The following is a 20453-nucleotide window of genomic DNA, read 5'->3' as shown; positions in this document are numbered from 1 at the left end:
TTGCGAAAATGATAAAGAATACCAGTGGTTCGCAACGATCTTTGCCGGTAACTTTACCGCAAGAAAACAGAGACATGACAAACAGTCATGCATGAGCGGGACCCTGTAATTCCCACGCGTTTAGACCCCTGATGTATCACAGTGCCGCGGCATATTGCTGCTGCGCAATGATGCCTGCTGACCAGATTTTGTAATGCGTATGAAAAAGACCACCCTGATTGGATTGTTGTTCGGCTCCACAATGCTGGCAGCCTCTGGCGCCCATGCTGAAACCTCACGCGCCGCCAATAAATGGGGGCCGCATATTGATGTTGAAGGCAAAGCTGGAACAGATCGCAACCTTGGCGAGACGGATTTGTTCATCCCGCTTTGGCAAGACGACGACACGCTGAGCTTTGGCAGCATCCGCGCACGCATGGATGACAACAACAGTCACGAAGGCAATTTTGGCCTTGGGATCCGCCAGATGCTTGATACGGGATGGAATATCGGCGGTTACGGTTATTTTGACCGCCGCCACAGCCCATATGGCAACAAATTCAATCAAGTCACCGTCGGGGCCGAGGCCCTGTCGCTTGACTGGGATTTCCGCGCCAATGCCTATGTTCCGATCGGTACCACAAGTTATATGGAAGACAGCCTGAGCACGGTTGACTTTTCGGGCACATCGATCATGTACCGCCAGGGCGAAGAACGCGCCCTTCGCGGCTTTGATGCCGAAATCGGCTGGCGCGTTCCGCTGTTTGACGCAACTGCCGGACAACAACTTCGCGCCTATGCCGGTGGGTATCGGTTTACAGAAAAGAACGCTGATACGGTGCAAGGCCCGCGTGGGCGACTTGACCTGACCTTTGATGCGGTCCCGTTTCTGTGGGAAGGATCGCGGTTTTCACTCGGCGCTGAAATTCAGCATGACGATCCGCGCGGTACACAGGGATTTGCCAGTTTCCGGTTGCGTATTCCGCTGCAAGGTTTTGGTGATAGCCCAAAACCACGCCTGACCGCGATGGAACGACGCATGACCGATCCAATCATGCGCGACATCGATATCGTCAGTCAGGCCGGACAATTCACGGCCGCCGAAGAAATCACGACAACGGGCGACGGCGAAACGATTACGTTGCTGAACAGCGACACAACAACTGCTGCCAATTTTGCAACCGCTATTGCCAATGCAGGGACTAATTCAACGGTTGTCCTAAGTGGTGCCTATGCCGACATCGACAGCGTCACTGACGTTCAGGACGGACAGACAATCATTGGCGGCGGTGCTCTGGATATCAAAACACCATCAGGACGGTCTGTGACGATTGGCATCCCGAATGCCTCCATTTCCGGAGAAGGAAGCAACGGCGGTGCTGGTGGTTCCCGTCGTTTCTTTAACATGGCCGATAACAGCAGCCTGATTGGCGTGACAGCCAGCATCGACCGGGCAAGTAGTTTAACCATCGCCAGAATTGATGGCAAACAGAATGTCACGATCCGTGACAACACTTTTACAACAACAAGTGGTGCAACCGCAACTGGCCTCCAGATCATAGCCAGCCAAAACGTCACCATTGACAACAATACTGTTTCCATCGTCGCCAACGGCGGTAATGGTCAGTTCATTGCATTCCTCGGCACCAATTCGAATGTAAGTGTAAACAACAATACGGTTTCAATGACCGGCACAGTCCCCGACACCGACCAAGACTATATCTTCCTTGCTTCCGGCGTCACGATCAACAACCTTTCTGGAACCGGTAACACATCGAACATCACCAGATGCTATAATGACGGTCCCTACACAATCACCGGTTCGATCACGACAAGCGGCACAACATGCCCCTGATATGAGGTGCTCATAAGTTCGATCATGGTGTATTTCGCTTGAATGTTCTTATTTTGTTCTATATCTTGAACATATGCGAAACACCATCGAACCGCCGTTAGACAGCATAACGGAAGCTCTCCCGGGCGAAGGCTGGGAAGCCCCGAACTGGGACCCGGATCTACTCCCTGCGCGCGGGCAAAAGGGCCGTGGGGCGGTGTCAAATGTCGATGGCCGGTTTGAACGCCACATCCATCAGGCCGTTGATGACGGCTGGATCAATCAGCTCATTGACGACGCCCCGCCACGCATCAAAACCACCCTTGGCATTGATGGTGCGCGCAGTGTCATTACCCGCAACCAAAGCCCCGATGTGCCGTTTGATCGTTCAATTAATCCGTATCGGGGGTGTGAGCACGGCTGTATTTATTGCTTTGCCCGTCCCACCCATGCCTATCTGGGGCTGTCGCCGGGGCTGGATTTTGAAACCAAGCTGTTCTGGAAGCCTGAGGCACCCACTCTTTTGCGCAAACAACTTTCGGCACGCAGCTATTCCCCCGCCCCGATTGTGATTGGCACCAGTACCGATCCCTATCAGCCTGTCGACCGGGACAAGCAACTGACCCGATCGATCATAAGTGTGCTCAGCGATTGCCAGCATCCGTTTTCGATCATCACCAAAAGCGCGCTTGTCACCCGCGACATTGACCTGATCGCGCCGATGGCCGCCCAAAACCGGGCATCGGTTGCCGTATCGGTCACAAGCCTTGATCACAAGCTGTCGAACCTGCTTGAACCCCGCGCGTCCGCCCCGCACCGCCGCCTTGATGCCGTTCGCAAATTGTCCGATGCGGGCATTCGGGTTACGGTTCTATGCGCGCCGATTATTCCCGGCCTCAATGACATGGAAATTGAAAATCTGGTCGCCGCTGTTCATGACGCCGGGGCAACATCGGTATCACATATCGTCATCCGCCTGCCGCTTGAAATAGCCGATCTGTTCGAAGAATGGCTCGAAGCCAATTACCCCAATCGCAAAGCCAAAGTCACGTCCCTGATCCGCCAGATGCGTGACGGTGAACGCTATCAATCCGAATTTGGCACCCGCATGCGCGGCACAGGTCCGATTGCCGATTTAATCGCCACCCGGTTTAAGGCCGCGCGCAAGAAGCACGGCCTGATGGGACGGTCGCTTGATCTCGATTGTAGCGGATTTAAACGGCCCAGTGCCGATGGGCAGATGTCGTTGTTCTAGGCGCACCCACGCTCCAACATCCACCCGGCACATATCCAAAATACTCAGCCCACCCGCCGAATTGTTGTGTGCTTGCCCGCACCAACCGAAAGCCGAAGGATTTCACCATCATCAAAGGCGTAATTAAGCACATGATGATGGGGATCAGTAATCTGCTTTTCTTCTATCCATACCGTCCCGCGCGCGACAAGGTCTTGGGCTTCGGTGCTTGTTTTGGCAAACCCCGCCATCAGGATAAGGGACACGACTTCGATCCCGTTCTTTAAGGCTTCGGGTGCGAATTCAAGTGCCGGGGTACGATCAATAAGGGAGATATGGGTCATTTCGGTTTTCCTTCGTGGTACGACCACCTAGGGCAAACCGGGGATGAAAAACAAAAGGCTGCCCTGTGGCAGCCTGTTTTCATTTGATCAGATACAAATCAACACGCGCCGCACTTATGTGTACGACGTAAAATAGGCGTTGAAATGAATGATCGCGTTTTCCATACCCAAATTAGTAAGGCTGAAAACAGGGATGGTCAAGCGTCTTTTGTAACAGGGCATGCTGTGGCTACATGCATGAAAAAACCCGCCGGGCGAACCTGACGGGTGAAATCACTTAAAGCAGGCGATGAAATCATCAACAGATATCAGCTGACAACGCGGTACCGCGCATGGGGTGCCGGATCAGCAATGATCACCGGATCAAGCCCGGCATCATTAACTGCCGATGCGATGTCCGCGTCACCAAGCGCAACAGTGCCATTTTCCGACAACGCCATTGCGCGTGCACTTTCAAAGAACCGAAGACCACGCTTTTCCATAACATACAGGGTTTCACCCCCCCATTGCCCGGTCCAGACAAGACCCGACAGGCCGTCCATCTCCTGTTCGATCCGGGTCGGTGAAATCGGCATGCCCAAACAGGTAGTCAAAAGGAAGGAAAGTTCGGCGGCAGTCACCCCGTCTTCGCAGCATTCCTCGGCCAAGACCGACATCACCGCCATGGTCACAACCCGAAGCGATACCTTGCTGGTTTCAAGCCCCGGAAAACGGTTTTGCTGCAACTCGACAATATCATTGGCAATACGATCAACATCCCCCCGGATGACATAACGACCGCGCCACACCCGACAACTGGTTCTAACTTCCCATTCACGCATTTTTTGGTCCTGCCCGCTTTTATTGTCCCTGTCAAAAACGATACATCAACCATACATTTCGTCAACATATTTCTCGACAAATTGTACCGTTAATTACATTCCGCGCGAAACCATTGATAGCCAACCCTGGAAACAACAAATCCATCATCGTTTTCAATCGGCTCAAGATACCCACGTGACAGCGCAGCATGGAAATCACGGCTGAAGTTTCGCGGCATACGCAGATGATCCTGTCGGCGTAGCACCCGGCGAATATCATCGCGGGTCACCATGTTGCGCCCATCACGGTAATGCAGCCAGATCGCCGCAATCAGAATGGTTTCTGCATATCCACGCGGCTGAAGACGTGCGATCAAATCCCCAAGAGATCCGACAAAACGGGTCAGGAAACTGCCCGGATCCATCGCCCCATCCCACGCGGCCGAACCACCGTCAAATGCATGGGGAACTTGATCCGTTAAAGCTGGGCCAACAATGGCGTCATCGTTACGCGACATTTGCGTATCGGCCCCGGACATATCCAAAGAGGCATCAGCGCCTCCCTCAAAAGGCTGGCTCCCAGACGGTTGGGCCTCAGAGTTCTGGATCGGATAATCTGTTGGTTGCAGCGAAGTCTGCGCGGCAGACCGCAAAGGCCGACCAGCAGGCGCCGTGCGCGCCGCAGTTGTCGCGCCCGAAACATTCGATGCCGAGACAGGCTGCCCAAACAAGGCCGCCATCACCACAGGCAAACGCGCAGGCGGGATCGCACATTCGAGATCCACCGGCCCGAAATCCCCTTCGCCCGTCAATTTAACGTGAATAAGTGCCGCCAAGGTTGGTGATACTCCTGATTTACGCCACTGGGATACCATACATTATGTATAACTACAAACATCATTTTTCATTTTCTGTAAATAATTATACATATCTAATAAATAGATGGCGGACACATTTCCCCTCGACAACCTGCCCCACCCCACCGCACGATGAATTTAACTAAAAGAACACATCCAAGATTGCCCATTACGCGGCCCCAGCACGCGCCCAAGGGAGAAGATCCGAAAAATGACCCGCCTTTTGTTTCGTGAAGATGCCTATGCCAAAACCTGCACCGCGACCGTAACGGGGATTTCAGACCGCGGCGTCGCCCTTGATCAGACCGTATTTTACGCAACGTCCGGCGGACAGGCCGGCGACATTGGCGCGCTTAAAACCACATCAGGCGCAAGCCTTCCGGTCGCCACAACGGTCAAGGACCGCGAAACCGGCACCCTTTTGCACATCATCGCCGAAGGTCATGACCTACCAGCCATCGGCGACAGTGTCGAAGCTGAACTTGACTGGGACAACAGACATCGTCTGATGCGTTATCACACATCCCTGCATTTACTCTGCGCGGTGATCGACGGGGATGTGACCGGTGGCAACATTGCCGCCCACAAGGCGCGACTTGATTTCAACCTGCCGGATGCGGTGCTTGATAAAGACGACATCACTGCAAAACTCAATGAGCTGATCGCGCGCAACGCCGATGTCTATGACGGCGAAATCAGCATTGCAGAACTGAAAGCCAACCCCGAACTGGTCCGCACCATGTCGGTTCAGCCGCCGATGGATGGTCATTCCATTCGCACCGTCACCATCGAAGGCATTGATTTTCAGCCCTGCGGCGGCACGCACGTTAAAAACACGTCGGAAATTGGCCGGGTTACTATTTCAAAGATCGAGAAAAAAGGCCGTCAGAACCGGCGCATTAATCTTGTTTTTGAGGAATAAGACACAATCGATTTCAGGCCGGATATTGCCAGCACCGCATGGGCCCGTTACAAATTCACCTACAGGACCACTTTAAAAACAATCGATCCCCGGACCAACGGGGATCACGCAATACCCACCATTGCCAATCGGAGCTTGTCCATGAACAACCCACTTTCCGATGCCCTGGTTTCCACCCAGTGGCTTGCGGATCACATCGACGCGCCGGACGTGCGCGTCGTTGACGCCAGTTATTACATGCCCGCCCAGAACAAGAATGCGCGCGACCTTTATAAGGCGCAGCACATTCCCGGTGCGGTTTTCTTTGATATTGACGACATCGCCGCTGATGACAGCGCACCGCTGCCCCATATGATGCCAGACGCCATCAAGTTTTCCGCCAAGGTCCGCAAACTTGGCCTTGGCGATGGGGTACGCATTGTGGTGTATGCTCAGACCGGTGCCGCCATGGCCGCATGTCGGGCGTGGTGGATGCTACGGCACTTTGGCCATCAGGACGTTGTCGTTCTGGATGGCGGCCTGCCCAAATGGCTTGCCGAAGGTCATCCGGTGACCGATGCGATCACCCCGCCCCGCGAACGTCACTTTACCGCGCGCGCCAACAGTTTCCTGCTGCGCGAATATGATCAGGTGCTTTCAAACGTTACCAGCAAGCGCGAACAGATTGTCGATGCCCGTGCTGGCGAACGCTTCCGGGGTGAGGTCGACGATCCTTGGGGAAAATCAGGCCATATGCCCGGCGCGTTCAACCTGCCCTTTGATCAGCTGCTGAACGCAGACGGCACCTTTAAGGATGCAGACGAAATCAGTGCTGCATTTAAAGATGCCGGCATCGTTCTTGATCGTCCTGTCGTCGCAACCTGCGGATCAGGCGTCACTGCCTGCGTGCTTGCAATGGGTGCGTACATCGCCGGTCACAAGCAAGTCGCCGTCTTTGACGGATCATGGGCACAATGGGCCACCACCGAAGACAGCCCGGTCACAACCGGCCCGTCACAAGGCTAGGCTCCATAAAGCAACAACATGAATTGCGGGCCGTTTCGCATGCATATACCAATCTGTTAGACTGCCCCGCAATCATCGGCCCTGCATGATTGATCGTTCTGTAGATATAGATACTGACTGGAATAAAAATGCCCGACCCGACGTCTTATCGCCCGAAACCGGATATAGCCGCAAATGCGGCCACCTCGGCGGGCGCAGATGACGGGACGGGCATTTTACTTGAACAGCTTAAAACCCCTTCGGATGACGATGTTGCAGCCATAACGCACCTTTGGATCGCCACCGGCCTGATCCCGGCAATCCGTGATGCCCGCAAAGACATCGAAAATTGCATCAATGCCAATCACGGCAGCCTGATCGTTGCCCGCCTGCCATCAGACCGCCAGATCATCGCCACCATGATGACTGGCCATGATGAGATATTTGGCTGGATTCATTATCTGGCGATTGCCGCGTTCGCCCAGAGCCTTGGTCTTGGTCGTCAACTGGTGGAGCTGGCCGAAGACATCCTGCGTGCGTCCAATCTTGCTGAAGTCCGCGCCACAATCGAAACACCTGAGATTGCTGACTTTTATACCAAACTGGGCTATGAACCGGTTACCAATGCCCCACAGACAAAGGCGCATGACGTTTTTCAAACAACTCTCATGTGCAAGAGGTTATCCCCATGAGCCCATCCAATCCGCGCAAGCTTGACGTTGTTGTCAGCTTCCTTGAAATGCCCGCACCACCCGAACGGGCACCCGCCACCATCCCACCGGGAAAGGTCGCCATCGTGCGGGCCGAAAACCTGACATTGTCTTTTTACCGCTACTTATATGATACGGTTGGCGAACCGTGGCTCTGGTGGCAGCGCCGTTTAATGAGCGACGACGAACTTGGCCCGATTCTGGCCCTGCCTGAAACACATGTGTATGTTTTGTATGTTGCCGGTGTTCCGGCGGGCTTTGCCGAACTTGATCTGGGCGACCTTGAAGAAACCGGCGTGATCGACCTGCATTACATGGGTTTGATCCCCGATTTCATCGGCAAGGGTTATGGAAAATACCTTTTAAACTGGGCGATTGATACCGCCTGGGGCCTTAAGCCGCGCCGCCTTACGGTAAATACCTGCACTTTGGATCATCCAAGCGCATTGGGGGCTTACCAAAAGGCTGGCTTTGTTGTATACGACCAGCGAACAGATATTGTTGACGATCCTCGCGATGTCGGGCTGATCCCGCCAATTGATCACCATGTTGATCATGCTGGCAATCAGGACGGCGAAGCGCCCGACAGCGGAAGTGCCACAGAAAATGCAGATAATGCAAATTCTGACACTTTGATCGTTGACTTTCCCGAGCGCGCACGGTAACAAGCGCGCCTGAGTTTACCCAAGCCAGAGGATGATGACCCATGGCAGTGCCAAAGAAAAAAGTGACCAAGTCCCGTCAGGGCATGCGTCGCTCGCATGACAAGCTCGCCAAGGGCTCGTACCGCGAAGACAAAGAAACCGGCGAACTGCATCGCCCGCACCACATTGATCCGAACACCGGTATGTACCGTGGTCGTCAAGTGGTCGAGCCTAAGATGTAATTCCGTTCCAAAGGGCTCTTGCTCTTTGGCGGTTTGCGACGCTACAAAATTCCGCGCCATCCGTTTTTCGGATGGCGTCTGGTTTAAAAAGGGATGGAGCCCAACGGTTCCATCCCTTTTTATTTGTCTGATGATTTAGGTGTGCAGCGGTAACCCTTTAAAAACCATAACAAAACGGGCGGCACAGCCCCCTGTCCGCCCGCATGTTCTTGTCGACCACCCACGCACCCAAACCGGACTATTTCATCCCGTCATTCCCGGTCCCGCAAATAATCACACCAATCCGGCCCGGATCATCCACCCCCAAGCGGTCTTTCATGATCGCGGCCATCCCGGCCGCCGCGGAAAGCTCAACCGCAATGCCAAGCTCGCGCCAAAGCCAGCTTGCCGCCTGTTGCATTTCCTCATCGGAGACCAGCGCAATGCGGTCAACATTCTTACCGATCAAATCAACATTTAATGCGGAGGATTGACGCGGCGCCAAACTGGTTGCGGCGGTATTGACCGTTGGCAGGGTCACGACCTCGCCGGCCTTTAAGCTTTCAAACAGGGTTGCCGCCCCGATTGGTTCAACCCCGATGATCCGAATGGCGGGCCTTAGCAAACGCGCTGCCGTCGCAACACCTGAAATCAACCCGCCACCGCCAATGGCAACAACGAGCGTATCAAGATCAGGTTGCTGTTCTAGCATCTCAAGCGCGATGGTGCCCTGCCCGGCAATCACCTTGGGATCGGCAAAGGGATGGATATAGGCCATGTTGCTTTGGCGTGCGTGATCCATTGCCGCCCGGTTGGCATCATCCCAAACCGCCCCGGTCAGTGCGACATCAACGCCCTGCGCACGCAGCTTTTCGACTTTTGGCTTGGGCGTATTGGTCGGTAAAAAGATTTTAACCGGAACACTCAAAGTTCGCGCCGCATAGATCACACCCATGCCGTGATTGCCACCCGATGCCGTGCACAACCCGTTGGCGCGCTTGTCTTCATCAAGGGCCAATGCAGCATTCATCGCCCCGCGCGCCTTGAACGATCCAGTGACCTGCATGTTTTCAAGCTTCAGAAACATTTCAGGCAGGCGGTCGGGTTTATCAAACACCGATTTGGACGCAAAATTGTCTGCCTTAAATACCGGAGTCAAGCGCATATGACTGGAAATGGCGCGACGCGCGGCACGGAAATCCTGAAGATCGATCACGGGGCCTCCTGACGGGAATGGTTTTGTCTGACGGGATGGTAAAATGCACGAAGGACCGGTTGGTCCGCGCATAAGAAATAACCCAGTTGGCTGATTTCACAATGGTGATGCGTGACAAAGCGGTGAAAAAGCCTTGAACGGTCGCGTTTGAGATGCTTTGTCTTATCCATAAACAACAAGGCCCACGCCCAAGGAGAAGCACCACCGATGTCAGGTCATCGCCCCCAGAAAACTGAAACCAAGCTGGTTCACGCCGGTCGCCGGTCCAGCCAATATCACGGCGTGGTCAACCCGCCCGTGCTACATGCCTCAACCATCCTGTTTGACAGCCTTGCCGAGCTTGAAAAGGCAGGTGCATCGGCTCCGGGCAAAGTCACCTATGGCCGCCACGGCACGCCAACGCGATTTTTACTCGAAGAAGCCGTTGCCGAACTTGAAGGCGGCTATGGCACGCTATGTGTCTCATCGGGGGTTTCGGCAATCACCAATGCGATTTTGGCGTTTGTCAAACCGGGCGATCATATCCTGATTACCGACAGCACCTATTTCCCGACGCGCAATCTGTGCAACACCTTCCTGAAACGCTTTGGTGTTGAAACCGAGTATTACGATCCAACCATTGGCGGCGATATTGCCGGACTTATCCGTGACAATACGGTTCTTGTCTGGTGTGAAAGCCCGGGGTCACTGACCTTTGAAATGCAGGATATCCCCGCGATTGCCGCCGTGGCCCATGATCGTGGCGTCAAAGTCATGCTTGATAACACCTGGGCGTCCCCGATCCTGTGTCGTCCGTTTGAACTGGGCGTCGATGTGTCGGTGCAGGCTGGCACCAAATACATCGTCGGTCATTCCGATGTGATGATGGGTACGATTACCACCGCGACCGAGGAAGATTTGCTGACCATTAAAAAGCAGGTCCTGATTTCCGGCGACGCGATTGGACCAGATGATTGCTACCTCGCACAGCGCGGCCTGCGCACCCTTGCCGTTCGGATTAAGCAACACCACACAAGCGGCCTTAAAGTTGCCAACTGGCTGCAAACGCGACCAGAAGTAAAAACGGTCCTGCACCCGGCCCTGCCCGATCATCCGGGCCATGAAATCTGGAAACGTGATTTCAGTGGTGCGTGTGGCCTGTTCTCATTCGTGATGCAGCCGGTCGAGAAAAAGCAACTGGCCAATATGGTCGACAATATGGACCTGTTTGGCATGGGCTTTAGCTGGGGCGGGTTTGAAAGCCTGATTCTGCCATCCGACCCAACCAAAATCCGTACCGCCACCAAATGGGAAGACGACGGCCAACTGATCCGTCTGCATGTCGGCCTTGAGGACCCGGACGATCTGATTGCCGATCTTGAGGCCGGGTTTGAACGGCTAAAGACGACCTAGCTCAAACAGGCAAACCAACGACAAAGGCGACGCAGATCATGCTGCGTCGCCTTTATCGTTTTAAAATATTGACCAAACCGTGGATGGACTTAATTTTCCAAAAATGTCACATCTACTTTTACACTGATACGTGCCTATCCAATAAACAATCAAATCAAACAATTAGGGGATGGTGGTTAAGTACTGCCACGTTCTTCACGAGTCCAAAATACGGACGACTGGCAACCTGTATCGCATCGCGTTTTCATGCATACAGAGGACACCAGATCGTGGCGGATACCCTCCGATGAGGCACTTAATGATCAAAGGCATACGTCAAACCCGGTTAGAAACAGCACGCTTTGATATCGGGGCAGCGTGCGTCGGGATGCTGGCGACACTGCCGCAGGCGGTTGCCTATGGTTTAATCGCGTTTTATCCGCTCGGACCTCAGTGGGCATCCTTTGGCATTAGTGCAAGCATCGGAAGTGCCATTCTGTTTGGTATTATAAGCGGGATGTTTGGCGTTAACCCGTTTCTGGTATCAGGTCCGCGTGCCGTTACGGCACTTGTTCTGGCATCTGCAATCCAGATCGCCATTACACGTGGCAGCTCAGCCGGTGATGCCATCGTTATTGCCTTTGTCGCCGTTTTGGCCGCAGGTATATTTCAGTTTGTCGCAGGTCTGCTTCGTCTGGGGAATGCCGCGTCCTATATTCCGGCCCCCGTGTTGTCGGGTTTTGTAAATGCCTCGGCCCTTCTGGTGTTGATCAACACCCTCCCGACCGCACTTGGCAGTCTGACACCCGATATCACGGCTATTTTCGAACCTGACGAAAACAGCATTCTTTTCTTTGCAATTGCCATCAGCCTTACAACGATTTCGTTCCAGTTCATTGCTGCGCGCACCATTCGATTTGTACCGGCTGCCATTGTCGGGTTGGTCGCAGGTACGGCCATTTATTATATTGGTGTCTCGATCTTCCCGCTTGCTAACGCCCCCCTGATCGGCGCCATCGAGTTTTCCGAAATCTGGCGCATGCCCATCCTGATCAAGACAACACCGGTCTGGAATGAACTGAGCCCAAACATCGACATCGTAATCACCAGCGCCCTGACCATCGGGTTGCTGTCATCATTTGATACGGTGATTTCAAGCCGGGCAATTGACGCCAGAACCGCCCGGCATAGTGACGTAAATGCCGAATTGCGTCTCCACGGCCTTCTGAACATTCTCATGGGCTTTATCGGCTTCCTTCCCGGTTCCGGCACGATGAGCAGATCGGTTGCCATTCTGGATGCTGGTGCAAGATCACGCACCGCCAATTGGGCAAGCAGCCTCACACTCGCACTCAGCCTCTTGATCTTCGCCCCATTGGTCGCCGCCCTGCCAATCTGGGCAACGGCGGGCATGGTCATCGCGATTGCCATTCAGGCAATTGATCAACCAACCTTTATCAAGCTTTCGAAACTTGTCACCGGCAAATTCCCCTACCCAAGGGTCATTGTCGGAGACGTACTGATCAGCCTGTTTGTCGTTGCCATTGCACTTCTTTTTAATCTGGCATCTGCAGTCTGCGTTGGCGTGTTGGTATCGGTGATTTTATTTGTTCTGGGCATGAGTAAAAACCCGGTCAGGCGCACCTATCTTGGATCTCGTATTCATGCGCATCGACAGCGTAAAGTCGCCATCGTTGAATGCCTTGAAAAAGAAGGCCATCGCATTGCCGTCCTTGAACTTCAGGGTGCACTGTTTTTCGGGTCATGTTCCCGGTTACGCAGCACCGTCAGCCGTTGCCTTGAAACCGGGATCGATTATCTCATCCTTGATTTTCGTCATGTCACGTCAATCGACAGCACTGGCTCCGAGGCCCTTCGCGCCATTCATCAACAATGTCTCGACGGTGGCAAACACCTGTTCCTGAGCTCCATTCAGCCGGAACGCAGATTGTCCCCGAACAAACAACGCTCTGAACCAAGCTCTAGCTCGTCCCCCGATCAACGCGATCACAGATTAAAGCCACGCTGGATCTGGTTAAATCTTGATGCGAACGGGGTTATCAAAGCTGTCGGCAAGGAAAACTTCTTTGCCGAAACCGATGCTGCCCTTGCTCATTGCGAAGAACTTTTGTTGCGCCGGTTCTGCGACAAACCTGATCGCGGCATTCACAGGGTTTTTGCCAAAAGTTTGCTGTTAAACGGCATGACGCGCGATCAAATCACAACACTTGGTCACAAAGCTCAACGTCAGCGTTTCAAAAAAGGCGACCTTGTTTTTCAGCAGGACGACACCTGCAATCGCGCCTATTTCCTGATTTACGGGCGTATGGATGTTGTGATCAACGTGCCGGGAACGGGTCGTCAAAAACGCATCAACACCATCACGGAAGGCACGCTGTTTGGCGAGGTTGCACTGCTTGATGGTGCGCCAAGATCGGCCACCATCGTCGCCACAACCGATGCTTTGTGCCTGTCACTTGACGGTACCGATTTCGCAGCCCTGCGACAGGACCATCAGGACATTGTCACGCGCCTGTTGCTTAACCTTAATCGCATTCTGGCCAGCCGCCTGCGTCAGGCAAATATGATGATTTCAGAACTTGAACAGTAATCCCGCTCATCATGCCACGGCTCATCTGGTAACAGCGCCGAACCTCCTAGTTACGACGCAATCCCATCATCACGATCGAGCTGAGCACAAACAAACCGGCTGCTGAAATCACGATGCTAGGGCCCGCTGGCGTGTCGACATGCCATGACAGCGCAATACCGGCCATCACAGACGCCACGCCAAACACCGCCGCGCCAATCGCCATTTGTTCGGGCGTTCTGGCAAAGAACCGCGCACTGGCGGCAGGCACGATCAAAAGGGCTGTGATCAAAAGCACCCCGACAATCTTGATCGCCATGCCGATCACAAGCGCCATCAACAGCATGAAAATCAGGCGCAACCGTTCAACCGGAATGCTTTCCGCCGCGGCAATTTCCGGGCTGACCGTGACCGCCAGCAACGGTCGCCACATCCAGATCAGTACTGCAATGGCAAAGGCTCCGCCCGCTGCCAAAATCCAAATATCGGTCACATTGACGGCCAGAATATCACCAAACAGATAGGCCATGATATCAACAGCCACCCCCTGCACGAATGCAAGTGCCACCATGCCAAGGGCCAGTGTCGAGTGCGCCAACATGCCCAGCACTGTATCACTACCAATCCGTGATTGACGTTGCCCGATGGCAAGGATCAAGGCACTGGCAAGGCACGTGGCAATCATGCCAAGACGCACATCAACCCCGATCAGCAAACCAAGTGCAACACCCAGCAACGCCGAATGCGCCAGCATATCGCCAAAAAACGCCATTCGCCGCCAGACGATAAACGCGCCAAACGGACCACAGACACAGGCCAGCAAGACGCCACCCGTCACTGCACGAAACAGGAAATCATCCATCATTTTGTGGTTTCTGCCTCTTGCTTCTGATGGTCATGATGATGATGCGAATGCCCGTGATCATGGGAATGGTCATGGCCACAGTCGCCCACCACATGCCCCGACAAATCATGTTCATGATCATGTTCGTGGGTATAGATGCCAATCGCATCGGCCTCGCGCACGCCAAAAAGCGACCTGTATTCGGGATGCTGACGCACCGTGTCAGGGATGCCCGAACAACAGACATGGCGATTGAAACACACCACCTTGTCGGTTTTGGCCATCACCAGATGCAGATCATGAGAAATCATCAGGACTGCGCAGTTCAGCTCCGCACGGATGTCATCAATCAGCCGGTAAAGTTCCGCCTGCCCGCTGACATCAACGCCCTGTGTCGGTTCATCGAGAACCAGAAGTTCCGGGCGCAACAACAAGGCACGTGCCAGCATGACGCGTTGGGATTCTCCACCTGAAAGGCTACTCATCTGCGCATCAATCACATGCGCGGCACCGACCTGACCCAACACCATTTCGCAGGCACTGCGTGCAGCAGCCCGCGTCAGGGTCAAAAACCGCTTTACGGTCATCGGCAAAACCTGATCAATCGCCAACTTTTGCGGCACATAACCAATACGAAGGCCGTTTTTGCGGATCACATCGCCGCTGTCAGGCTTTTGCAAACCCAGCAACGTTTTAACCAGCGTTGATTTACCCGCCCCATTGGGACCAATTAACGTCATGATTTCGCCAGCCTGAATGGACAGCGACACCTGATCAAGCACGCGCTCACTACCATACGAAAGGGTCAGTCCCCGACCCTCAATGAGTGGCGCAGTCATGGCAAAGCCCTTTGATTTCAACCGTGGTCGCCTGAATGGCAAAACCGACATTGCCTGCGGCCTTACGCACGGCATTGCTCATGTCTTCGTTGACTTCCTCGGCGACACGGCCGCACTCGGTACAAATGAAATACTGCCCCAGATGATCGCAATCTGGCCGGTCACAGCCGAAATAGGCATTTAGCGATTCAATCCGATGCACCAAGCCAAGATCAGTCAAAAATTCCAGCGCCCGATACACGGTTGGCGGTTGCACGCGCTGTCCTTCGGACGTCAGCGCATCAAGCAACTCATAAGCCGTCACCGCCTTGTGCGATTGCCAGATCAAAGTAAAAACCTTGCGGCGCATGTCGGTAAACCGTGCACTTGCGTCGTCACAGACTTTCTCTGCCTGGGCAATTGCGCTATGTACGCATCTGTCGTGATCGTGGCCTTTTTTCGGGAAAAGATCGCTCATACTAGGTTTTCTCGCAGCATTGCCACTGTGGCCCACTTTCGGTCATATTGGCAGCAGCCAAAAAGCCGTGGCATTTGTTGAAATGTTATAATATATCATTTTCTGCCGTGCCACGCCCCAAAAGTCAACCATCATCGACCGGAGCCCTTCATGACCACCGCCAATGAACAGATTGCCGATAAACTGAAATACAATGAAAACGGCCTGATCCCGGCAATCGCGCAGCAGCATGATACGGGCGAAGTCCTGATGATGGCATGGATGAACCGCGATGCGGTGCTTGAAACGCTGTCGACCGGTCGGGTGTGCTATTTCTCACGCTCGCGCGGCAAGCTTTGGCGCAAGGGTGAAAGTTCCGGCCAGATACAGACGCTGGTTGATTTTCGCTATGACTGCGATCAAGACACGGTACTGGCACAGGTTGATCAGCTTGGCGTGGCCTGCCACACCGGGCGGCGCAACTGTTTCTATTTTGCCGCACGCGATGGCGCAGAAGTCGTGATTTCCCAGCCGGAAGTCGCTGTCGATGAACTCTATGGCAAAAAGTGATCAAAACCAGTCCCATGGCTATTTCCAACGAACAAGTCGAACGCGTCGCCACCACGGTTATCACCGGCTTTCTCGGCAGTGGCAAAACCACCCTGCTTAATGTATTACTGACCCAAGACGGCATGGATAAAACCGCCGTCCTGATCAACGAGTTTGGTGATATCGGGCTGGACCACTTGTTGGTGCGCGAAATTTCCGAAGACGTTGTTTTGCTTAATTCCGGCTGCATTTGCTGTTCAGTGCGCGGCGATCTGATTTCAGGTTTGCGCGATTTATTTGTCAAACGCACGCGCGGTGAAATCCCGCAGTTTGATCGCGTGATCATTGAAACCACCGGCCTTGCCGACCCCGCACCGATCCTGCACACGCTGATGACCGACCCGTTGCTGACCACCAAGTTCCGCCTTGATAGCGTGGTCACCACAGTTGATGCGGTGAACGGTGCACATCAACTTGATCACCATCCCGAAAGTGTTAAGCAAGCCGCCGTTGCCGACCGTATTCTTTTGACCAAGGCCGACCTTGCCGGCGAAACACATAGCAACACGCTGGCAACACGCCTGCGCGCCCTTAATCCCGCCGCACCGATTTATCCCGTTCACAACGGCGATATTGCCGCCGACAAGCTGTTTAATGCCGGGCTGTATGATCCAACAACCAAAAGCATGGACGTGCAGAAATGGCTGCGCGACGAAGCCTATGATCATCACGGCGAAGAAGTGCATGACCATACGCACAACCACAAACATGACCATGACCATAGCCACGAGCATCATGGCCACAGCCACGCCAACGACGTAAACCGCCATGATGACCATATTCAGTCGTTCTGCATCACCTTTGATGATCCGATCCACTGGGATGCCTTTGTTACCTGGGCCGAAATCTTTACCCAGATGCGCGGCGAAAGCCTTCTGCGGGTAAAGGGCATTTTAAATCTGGTCGGTGAAGACGCCCCGGTGGCCATTCACGCCGTGCAGCATATTTTCCACCCGCCCGCATCCCTGCCCGCATGGCCAAGCGATGATCATCGATCAAAGATCGTCTTTATCACCAAGGACCTTGGCCCGCAGATCATCCGGGAATCACTTTATCATTTGAATGCAGCCGTTGCCGAAACGGCGGAAAATGGTTCGTCTGATTGATTTTCCCAAACGGACATAATTTCTGCGATTGAGCCACATCAAGGATATCACTGGCGCGTTCAGGCATCCTCATTCTTGGCTTGATACAGCCTCACTCTAAGTTCAGAACTTCAGGCGGCCGTGCGTTGGTCGCCCTTTTTTTTGTGAACTTTCTTTTTTTGGCACAAGCCCATCCCCTTGCCGTCTTTGCCCGAAAGAACAGCCCGTTTCATCCAATCGTACAGGTTGCGATGATCTGGTTATGGACTAAATCAGGCGCATATCGGGATATTTGTCACCTCAAGGACAAATGACAGCACCCACAAACACAACAATCAAACCAAGGGGGTACACACATGATTTACCGGAACTGGCAGGGTAACAAGATTCCGGCCCTCGGATTTGGGACGTACGAGCTTGATAATGCTGCGGCCGCAAAGATGGTCGCCGAAGCCGCCAAAATTGGCTATCGCCATTTTGATACCGCCCAGATGTATCATAACGAACAAGGCGTTGGTCAGGGCCTTAAGGCCTCAGGCCTTGCGCGCGACGATTATTTCTTAACGACCAAAGTCTGGCCTGACGCCTTCCAAAGCGGCGATTTGCAAACCTCGGTCGTTGAATCATTGCGCAAACTTGACCTTGATCACGTTGACTTGTTGCTGCTGCACTGGCCAAATGAAGACGTGTCTCTTAGCGAAACCATCCCCGCCTTGAACGAGGTTAAAAACCTTGGCATGACGCGCCTGATCGGGATTTCAAACTTCCCGACCGTGCTGGTGGATAAGGCGATCAACCTGACCAACGTCCCGCTGACGGTCAATCAGGTCGAATATCACCCCTATATCGATCAGACGAAGGTGCTTGAAAACGCGCATTCGCATGACATGCTGATGACGGCCTATTGCCCGATTGCGCGTGGTGCTGTGCTCAAGGACGACGTTCTTACCGACATCGGGGCCAAACACGACAAGTCGTCTGTGCAGGTCACATTACGCTGGTTGATGCAACAGGATGGCGTCATGGCCATCCCGAAATCAGGATCACCGAAAAATGCGGCGGCCAATTTCGACATCTTTGATTTCGAGCTGACCGACGAAGAAATGGCAAAAATCAGCGATCTGGCCAAACCAGACGGCCGCCTGATTGATCCAGACTTTGCGCCTAAATGGGATGATGCGGCCTGATCGCGTCTTAACCATATATCCCCCAACACATAAAATTACCAAGACCGGCCTGAACTTGGCCGGTCTTTTGCGTTTATACTCAGTACATTGTCAGAAACCGGCGAAGAATACGGCACCATCGACGGCTGCTTGTTTCGCATCTGCGAACATCGTACCCTGATCGCCATTCATCAGACAAAAGACAGTTCGCAGATCATGACCAAACCCATCGCACGCACCACCAACTCCGACACCCCAAAAAAGGACGATATTTCCCATCGCCTGTATGAGGATGTCTTGGCCCTTCTGCTCAGCACCATGGTGGTCTCGCTTGGCGTAACACTCTATAGCGAAAGCGTTCTGGTCACGGGCAGTACCGCCGGCGCGGCCCTTTTGATCGAACATGCCACCGGGTTTAGCTTTGGCGTGATCTTCTTTGTCATCAACCTGCCGTTTTACTGGCTGGCCTATAAACGCATGGGTACGGCATTCACCATCAAAACCTTTGTCGCGGTCGGGTTGGTATCGATCTTTTCCAAACTGACCCCGATGATGGTCGATTTCACCATGCTCAACCCGGTCTATGCCGCCGTTGCAGGCGGTGCACTGATGGGAATTGGCCTCTTGATGCTGTTTCGCCATCGGGCGGGCCTTGGCGGGATCAACATCCTCGCCCTTTATCTACAGGAACATTTTGGTATCCGGGCGGGCTACGTGCAGCTTGCCATCGACATGGTCATCCTGATCATCGCCTTCCTGACCCTGCCATTTGATAAAGTCCTGCTGTCGATCTTGGGCGCGGTCGTGCTGAACCTGATCATCGCGATCAACCACCGTCCGGGGCGGTATTTGGCAGCACGCTAACACACCCGAAAAGAAAAAAGGTTGCGATAAACAGCTACTTAAATGCCATTTACTGCAACCTCAAGCGTCTTATTGCTCGCCGTAGAACCCTCTCTCAACTTTGGGCCTCCACGAGATTCCCCATTCTTTCAAACCATCTACCGTCACGTCATCTGGTTTAAAAAGATACGAGGCATCGACAAAGTAAGATTTGTCTGCAAACCGGTAGGATACTGCCTTGGCGGTATAACCTAGCTCGATCCCGTTTGCTTTGGCATATTGTTCGGTTTGCACCAAATATGCTGGCAGGTCTTTTTGAAGATCGGTGCTAAAATTGCGTACCCCCCAACACTCCTGAAGGCTGCCCTCAGGATTTGAAACCCGGTCAAGATAATCAATGTCATCGCGCTCACACAGACGGCCCGGCTGCCAGCCAGTTCGCGAAATCGTAATTGCAGTGCGAATGTCGATCATAGTTAAACCGTCATCCTCACCAACTTTGACAAGCACGGCCTCTTCGATCGGATTTTGATATCCAACCCGCGTGATATTGGCCCCCGCCACGACCCAATTTCCGGGCGGCAAAGGGATTTTCACACGGCCGTTTGCCGCTTCATAACTACCGGTAACGACAGTTCCCTGTGAGGGGATTGCATCAATCATTCCAGAAGTGGTTTGACACGCGAAAAGGGGAGCTACAAAAACCGCGACCATAAGATTTCTTTTAGACATACACATCTCCATTACGAGCAGTATACTGTCTTCAATTGGCGTTGATGTCCAACCCGTTTTTCCCATTACGCACTCGGAAACCACGCCAAAAGCCAACCTTTATTCAAGGAGGAACTTCAGCAATATCGAGTTATAAAAGAAGCTAAACGACTTTTTCAAAAAAAAATCGAAACCTAAAGCCTCATTTTACAAT

Annotated in this window: 21 protein-coding genes; 13 read left to right on the top strand and 8 right to left on the bottom strand. The window is 53.5% G+C overall.

The features are described 5' to 3' along the window. Positions 1-193: 193 nt before the first annotated feature. Together COO92_RS03880 and COO92_RS03875 are read left to right on the top strand one after the other, a co-directional pair. Positions 194-1834, top strand: coding sequence for an inverse autotransporter beta domain-containing protein (locus COO92_RS03880; RefSeq protein WP_101300111.1), 1641 nt, complete (start codon positions 194-196; stop codon positions 1832-1834). A 73-nt stretch (positions 1835-1907) separates the two neighbouring features. Next, positions 1908-3068, top strand: a complete 1161-nt coding sequence (locus COO92_RS03875; RefSeq protein ID WP_101300109.1) for a PA0069 family radical SAM protein — start codon at positions 1908-1910, stop codon at positions 3066-3068. A 44-nt stretch (positions 3069-3112) separates the two neighbouring features. On the opposite strand, the gene COO92_RS03870 is transcribed toward COO92_RS03875, so the two are convergent. From COO92_RS03870 to COO92_RS03860, 3 genes are all read right to left on the bottom strand, one after another. Continuing rightward, complete coding sequence (locus COO92_RS03870; protein ID WP_101300108.1) at positions 3113-3391, bottom strand: tyrosyl-tRNA synthetase; 279 nt, start codon at positions 3389-3391, stop codon at positions 3113-3115. 308 nt (positions 3392-3699) lie between these two features. Then, positions 3700-4212, bottom strand: a complete 513-nt coding sequence (locus COO92_RS03865) for a hypothetical protein (protein ID WP_101300106.1) — start codon at positions 4210-4212, stop codon at positions 3700-3702. A gap of 89 nt (positions 4213-4301) precedes the next feature. Continuing rightward, complete coding sequence (locus tag COO92_RS03860; RefSeq protein WP_101300104.1) at positions 4302-5027, bottom strand: DUF4194 domain-containing protein; 726 nt, start codon at positions 5025-5027, stop codon at positions 4302-4304. 232 nt (positions 5028-5259) lie between these two features. On the opposite strand from COO92_RS03860, the gene COO92_RS03855 reads away from it, so the two are divergent. The 5 genes from COO92_RS03855 (at position 5260) to rpmF (ending at position 8550) form a co-directional block, all read left to right on the top strand. Continuing rightward, positions 5260-5970, top strand: coding sequence for an alanyl-tRNA editing protein (locus COO92_RS03855; RefSeq protein WP_101300103.1), 711 nt, complete (start codon positions 5260-5262; stop codon positions 5968-5970). A 141-nt stretch (positions 5971-6111) separates the two neighbouring features. Further along, positions 6112-6975, top strand: a complete 864-nt coding sequence (gene sseA, locus COO92_RS03850; RefSeq protein ID WP_101300101.1) for a 3-mercaptopyruvate sulfurtransferase — start codon at positions 6112-6114, stop codon at positions 6973-6975. Positions 6976-7103: 128 nt separating this feature from the next. Continuing rightward, positions 7104-7646, top strand: a complete 543-nt coding sequence (locus tag COO92_RS03845; protein ID WP_101300099.1) for a GNAT family N-acetyltransferase — start codon at positions 7104-7106, stop codon at positions 7644-7646. Next, entirely contained in the window at positions 7643-8329 is a 687-nt protein-coding gene (locus tag COO92_RS03840; RefSeq protein ID WP_101300097.1) for a GNAT family N-acetyltransferase, read from the top strand. The genes COO92_RS03845 and COO92_RS03840 overlap by 4 nt, the downstream gene beginning before the upstream one ends. A gap of 41 nt (positions 8330-8370) precedes the next feature. Continuing rightward, positions 8371-8550 (top strand): 50S ribosomal protein L32, encoded by a 180-nt coding sequence (gene rpmF / locus COO92_RS03835; RefSeq protein ID WP_007090029.1) that lies wholly within the window; start codon positions 8371-8373, stop codon positions 8548-8550. Positions 8551-8788: 238 nt separating this feature from the next. Here the strand turns inward: rpmF and COO92_RS03830 are convergent, their stop codons facing one another. After that, positions 8789-9745: a threonine ammonia-lyase gene (locus COO92_RS03830; protein ID WP_101300095.1), complete on the bottom strand. Its 957-nt coding sequence runs from the start codon at positions 9743-9745 to the stop codon at positions 8789-8791. A 207-nt stretch (positions 9746-9952) separates the two neighbouring features. Between COO92_RS03830 and metC the strand changes: the two genes are divergently transcribed. Both metC and COO92_RS03820 read left to right on the top strand, forming a co-directional pair. Continuing rightward, complete coding sequence (metC, locus tag COO92_RS03825) at positions 9953-11137, top strand: cystathionine beta-lyase (protein WP_101300093.1); 1185 nt, start codon at positions 9953-9955, stop codon at positions 11135-11137. Between the two features lie 298 nt (positions 11138-11435). After that, positions 11436-13727, top strand: a complete 2292-nt coding sequence (locus tag COO92_RS03820; protein ID WP_165792274.1) for an SLC26A/SulP transporter family protein — start codon at positions 11436-11438, stop codon at positions 13725-13727. Between the two features lie 46 nt (positions 13728-13773). Here COO92_RS03820 and COO92_RS03815 read toward each other — a convergent pair whose 3' ends face one another. The 3 genes from COO92_RS03815 to COO92_RS03805 are packed head-to-tail and all read right to left on the bottom strand — an operon-like array spanning position 13774 to position 15846. Then, positions 13774-14571: a metal ABC transporter permease gene (locus COO92_RS03815; protein ID WP_206186352.1), complete on the bottom strand. Its 798-nt coding sequence runs from the start codon at positions 14569-14571 to the stop codon at positions 13774-13776. Next, entirely contained in the window at positions 14568-15389 is an 822-nt protein-coding gene (znuC, locus tag COO92_RS03810; RefSeq protein ID WP_101300089.1) for a zinc ABC transporter ATP-binding protein ZnuC, read from the bottom strand. The genes COO92_RS03815 and znuC overlap by 4 nt, the downstream gene beginning before the upstream one ends. Then, a complete protein-coding gene (locus tag COO92_RS03805; protein WP_022730554.1) occupies positions 15370-15846 on the bottom strand; it encodes a Fur family transcriptional regulator in 477 nt (158 codons plus the stop codon). Before COO92_RS03805 ends, znuC begins: the two co-directional genes overlap by 20 nt. A gap of 150 nt (positions 15847-15996) precedes the next feature. Here COO92_RS03805 and hisI point away from each other — a divergent pair, with 150 nt between their 5' ends. The 4 genes from hisI (at position 15997) to COO92_RS03785 (ending at position 19549) form a co-directional block, all read left to right on the top strand. Further along, positions 15997-16395 (top strand): phosphoribosyl-AMP cyclohydrolase, encoded by a 399-nt coding sequence (gene hisI, locus COO92_RS03800; RefSeq protein ID WP_022730553.1) that lies wholly within the window; start codon positions 15997-15999, stop codon positions 16393-16395. 14 nt (positions 16396-16409) lie between these two features. Further along, positions 16410-17540, top strand: a complete 1131-nt coding sequence (locus tag COO92_RS03795) for a CobW family GTP-binding protein (RefSeq protein WP_101300884.1) — start codon at positions 16410-16412, stop codon at positions 17538-17540. Positions 17541-17875: 335 nt separating this feature from the next. After that, entirely contained in the window at positions 17876-18706 is an 831-nt protein-coding gene (locus COO92_RS03790) for an aldo/keto reductase (protein WP_101300088.1), read from the top strand. An 87-nt stretch (positions 18707-18793) separates the two neighbouring features. Continuing rightward, positions 18794-19549, top strand: coding sequence for a YitT family protein (locus COO92_RS03785; RefSeq protein WP_338063607.1), 756 nt, complete (start codon positions 18794-18796; stop codon positions 19547-19549). Positions 19550-19618: 69 nt separating this feature from the next. On the opposite strand, the gene COO92_RS03780 is transcribed toward COO92_RS03785, so the two are convergent. Continuing rightward, complete coding sequence (locus COO92_RS03780; protein ID WP_101300086.1) at positions 19619-20260, bottom strand: hypothetical protein; 642 nt, start codon at positions 20258-20260, stop codon at positions 19619-19621. Positions 20261-20453: the final 193 nt, after the last annotated feature.

Source organism: Thalassospira lohafexi (genome assembly GCF_002844275.1).
In the GTDB taxonomy this organism is placed as follows: domain Bacteria; phylum Pseudomonadota; class Alphaproteobacteria; order Rhodospirillales; family Thalassospiraceae; genus Thalassospira; species Thalassospira lohafexi.
The sequence above is the reverse complement of the archived record's forward strand: the minus strand, read 5'-3'. Positions and strand labels throughout refer to the sequence as shown.

Coding starts and splice junctions, on each gene's coding strand:
- COO92_RS03840 (WP_101300097.1), top strand. CDS start 7,643: ATGAGCCCATCCAATCCGCGCAAGCTTGACGTTGTTGTCAGCTTCCTT.
- COO92_RS03880 (WP_101300111.1), top strand. CDS start 194: ATGCGTATGAAAAAGACCACCCTGATTGGATTGTTGTTCGGCTCCACA.
- COO92_RS03870 (WP_101300108.1), bottom strand. CDS start 3,391: ATGACCCATATCTCCCTTATTGATCGTACCCCGGCACTTGAATTCGCA.
- metC (WP_101300093.1), top strand. CDS start 9,953: ATGTCAGGTCATCGCCCCCAGAAAACTGAAACCAAGCTGGTTCACGCC.
- hisI (WP_022730553.1), top strand. CDS start 15,997: ATGACCACCGCCAATGAACAGATTGCCGATAAACTGAAATACAATGAA.
- COO92_RS03780 (WP_101300086.1), bottom strand. CDS start 20,260: ATGTCTAAAAGAAATCTTATGGTCGCGGTTTTTGTAGCTCCCCTTTTC.
- COO92_RS03875 (WP_101300109.1), top strand. CDS start 1,908: ATGCGAAACACCATCGAACCGCCGTTAGACAGCATAACGGAAGCTCTC.
- rpmF (WP_007090029.1), top strand. CDS start 8,371: ATGGCAGTGCCAAAGAAAAAAGTGACCAAGTCCCGTCAGGGCATGCGT.
- COO92_RS03820 (WP_165792274.1), top strand. CDS start 11,436: ATGATCAAAGGCATACGTCAAACCCGGTTAGAAACAGCACGCTTTGAT.
- COO92_RS03805 (WP_022730554.1), bottom strand. CDS start 15,846: ATGAGCGATCTTTTCCCGAAAAAAGGCCACGATCACGACAGATGCGTA.
- COO92_RS03865 (WP_101300106.1), bottom strand. CDS start 4,212: ATGCGTGAATGGGAAGTTAGAACCAGTTGTCGGGTGTGGCGCGGTCGT.
- COO92_RS03855 (WP_101300103.1), top strand. CDS start 5,260: ATGACCCGCCTTTTGTTTCGTGAAGATGCCTATGCCAAAACCTGCACC.
- sseA (WP_101300101.1), top strand. CDS start 6,112: ATGAACAACCCACTTTCCGATGCCCTGGTTTCCACCCAGTGGCTTGCG.
- COO92_RS03845 (WP_101300099.1), top strand. CDS start 7,104: ATGCCCGACCCGACGTCTTATCGCCCGAAACCGGATATAGCCGCAAAT.
- znuC (WP_101300089.1), bottom strand. CDS start 15,389: ATGACTGCGCCACTCATTGAGGGTCGGGGACTGACCCTTTCGTATGGT.
- COO92_RS03795 (WP_101300884.1), top strand. CDS start 16,410: ATGGCTATTTCCAACGAACAAGTCGAACGCGTCGCCACCACGGTTATC.
- COO92_RS03790 (WP_101300088.1), top strand. CDS start 17,876: ATGATTTACCGGAACTGGCAGGGTAACAAGATTCCGGCCCTCGGATTT.
- COO92_RS03815 (WP_206186352.1), bottom strand. CDS start 14,571: ATGATGGATGATTTCCTGTTTCGTGCAGTGACGGGTGGCGTCTTGCTG.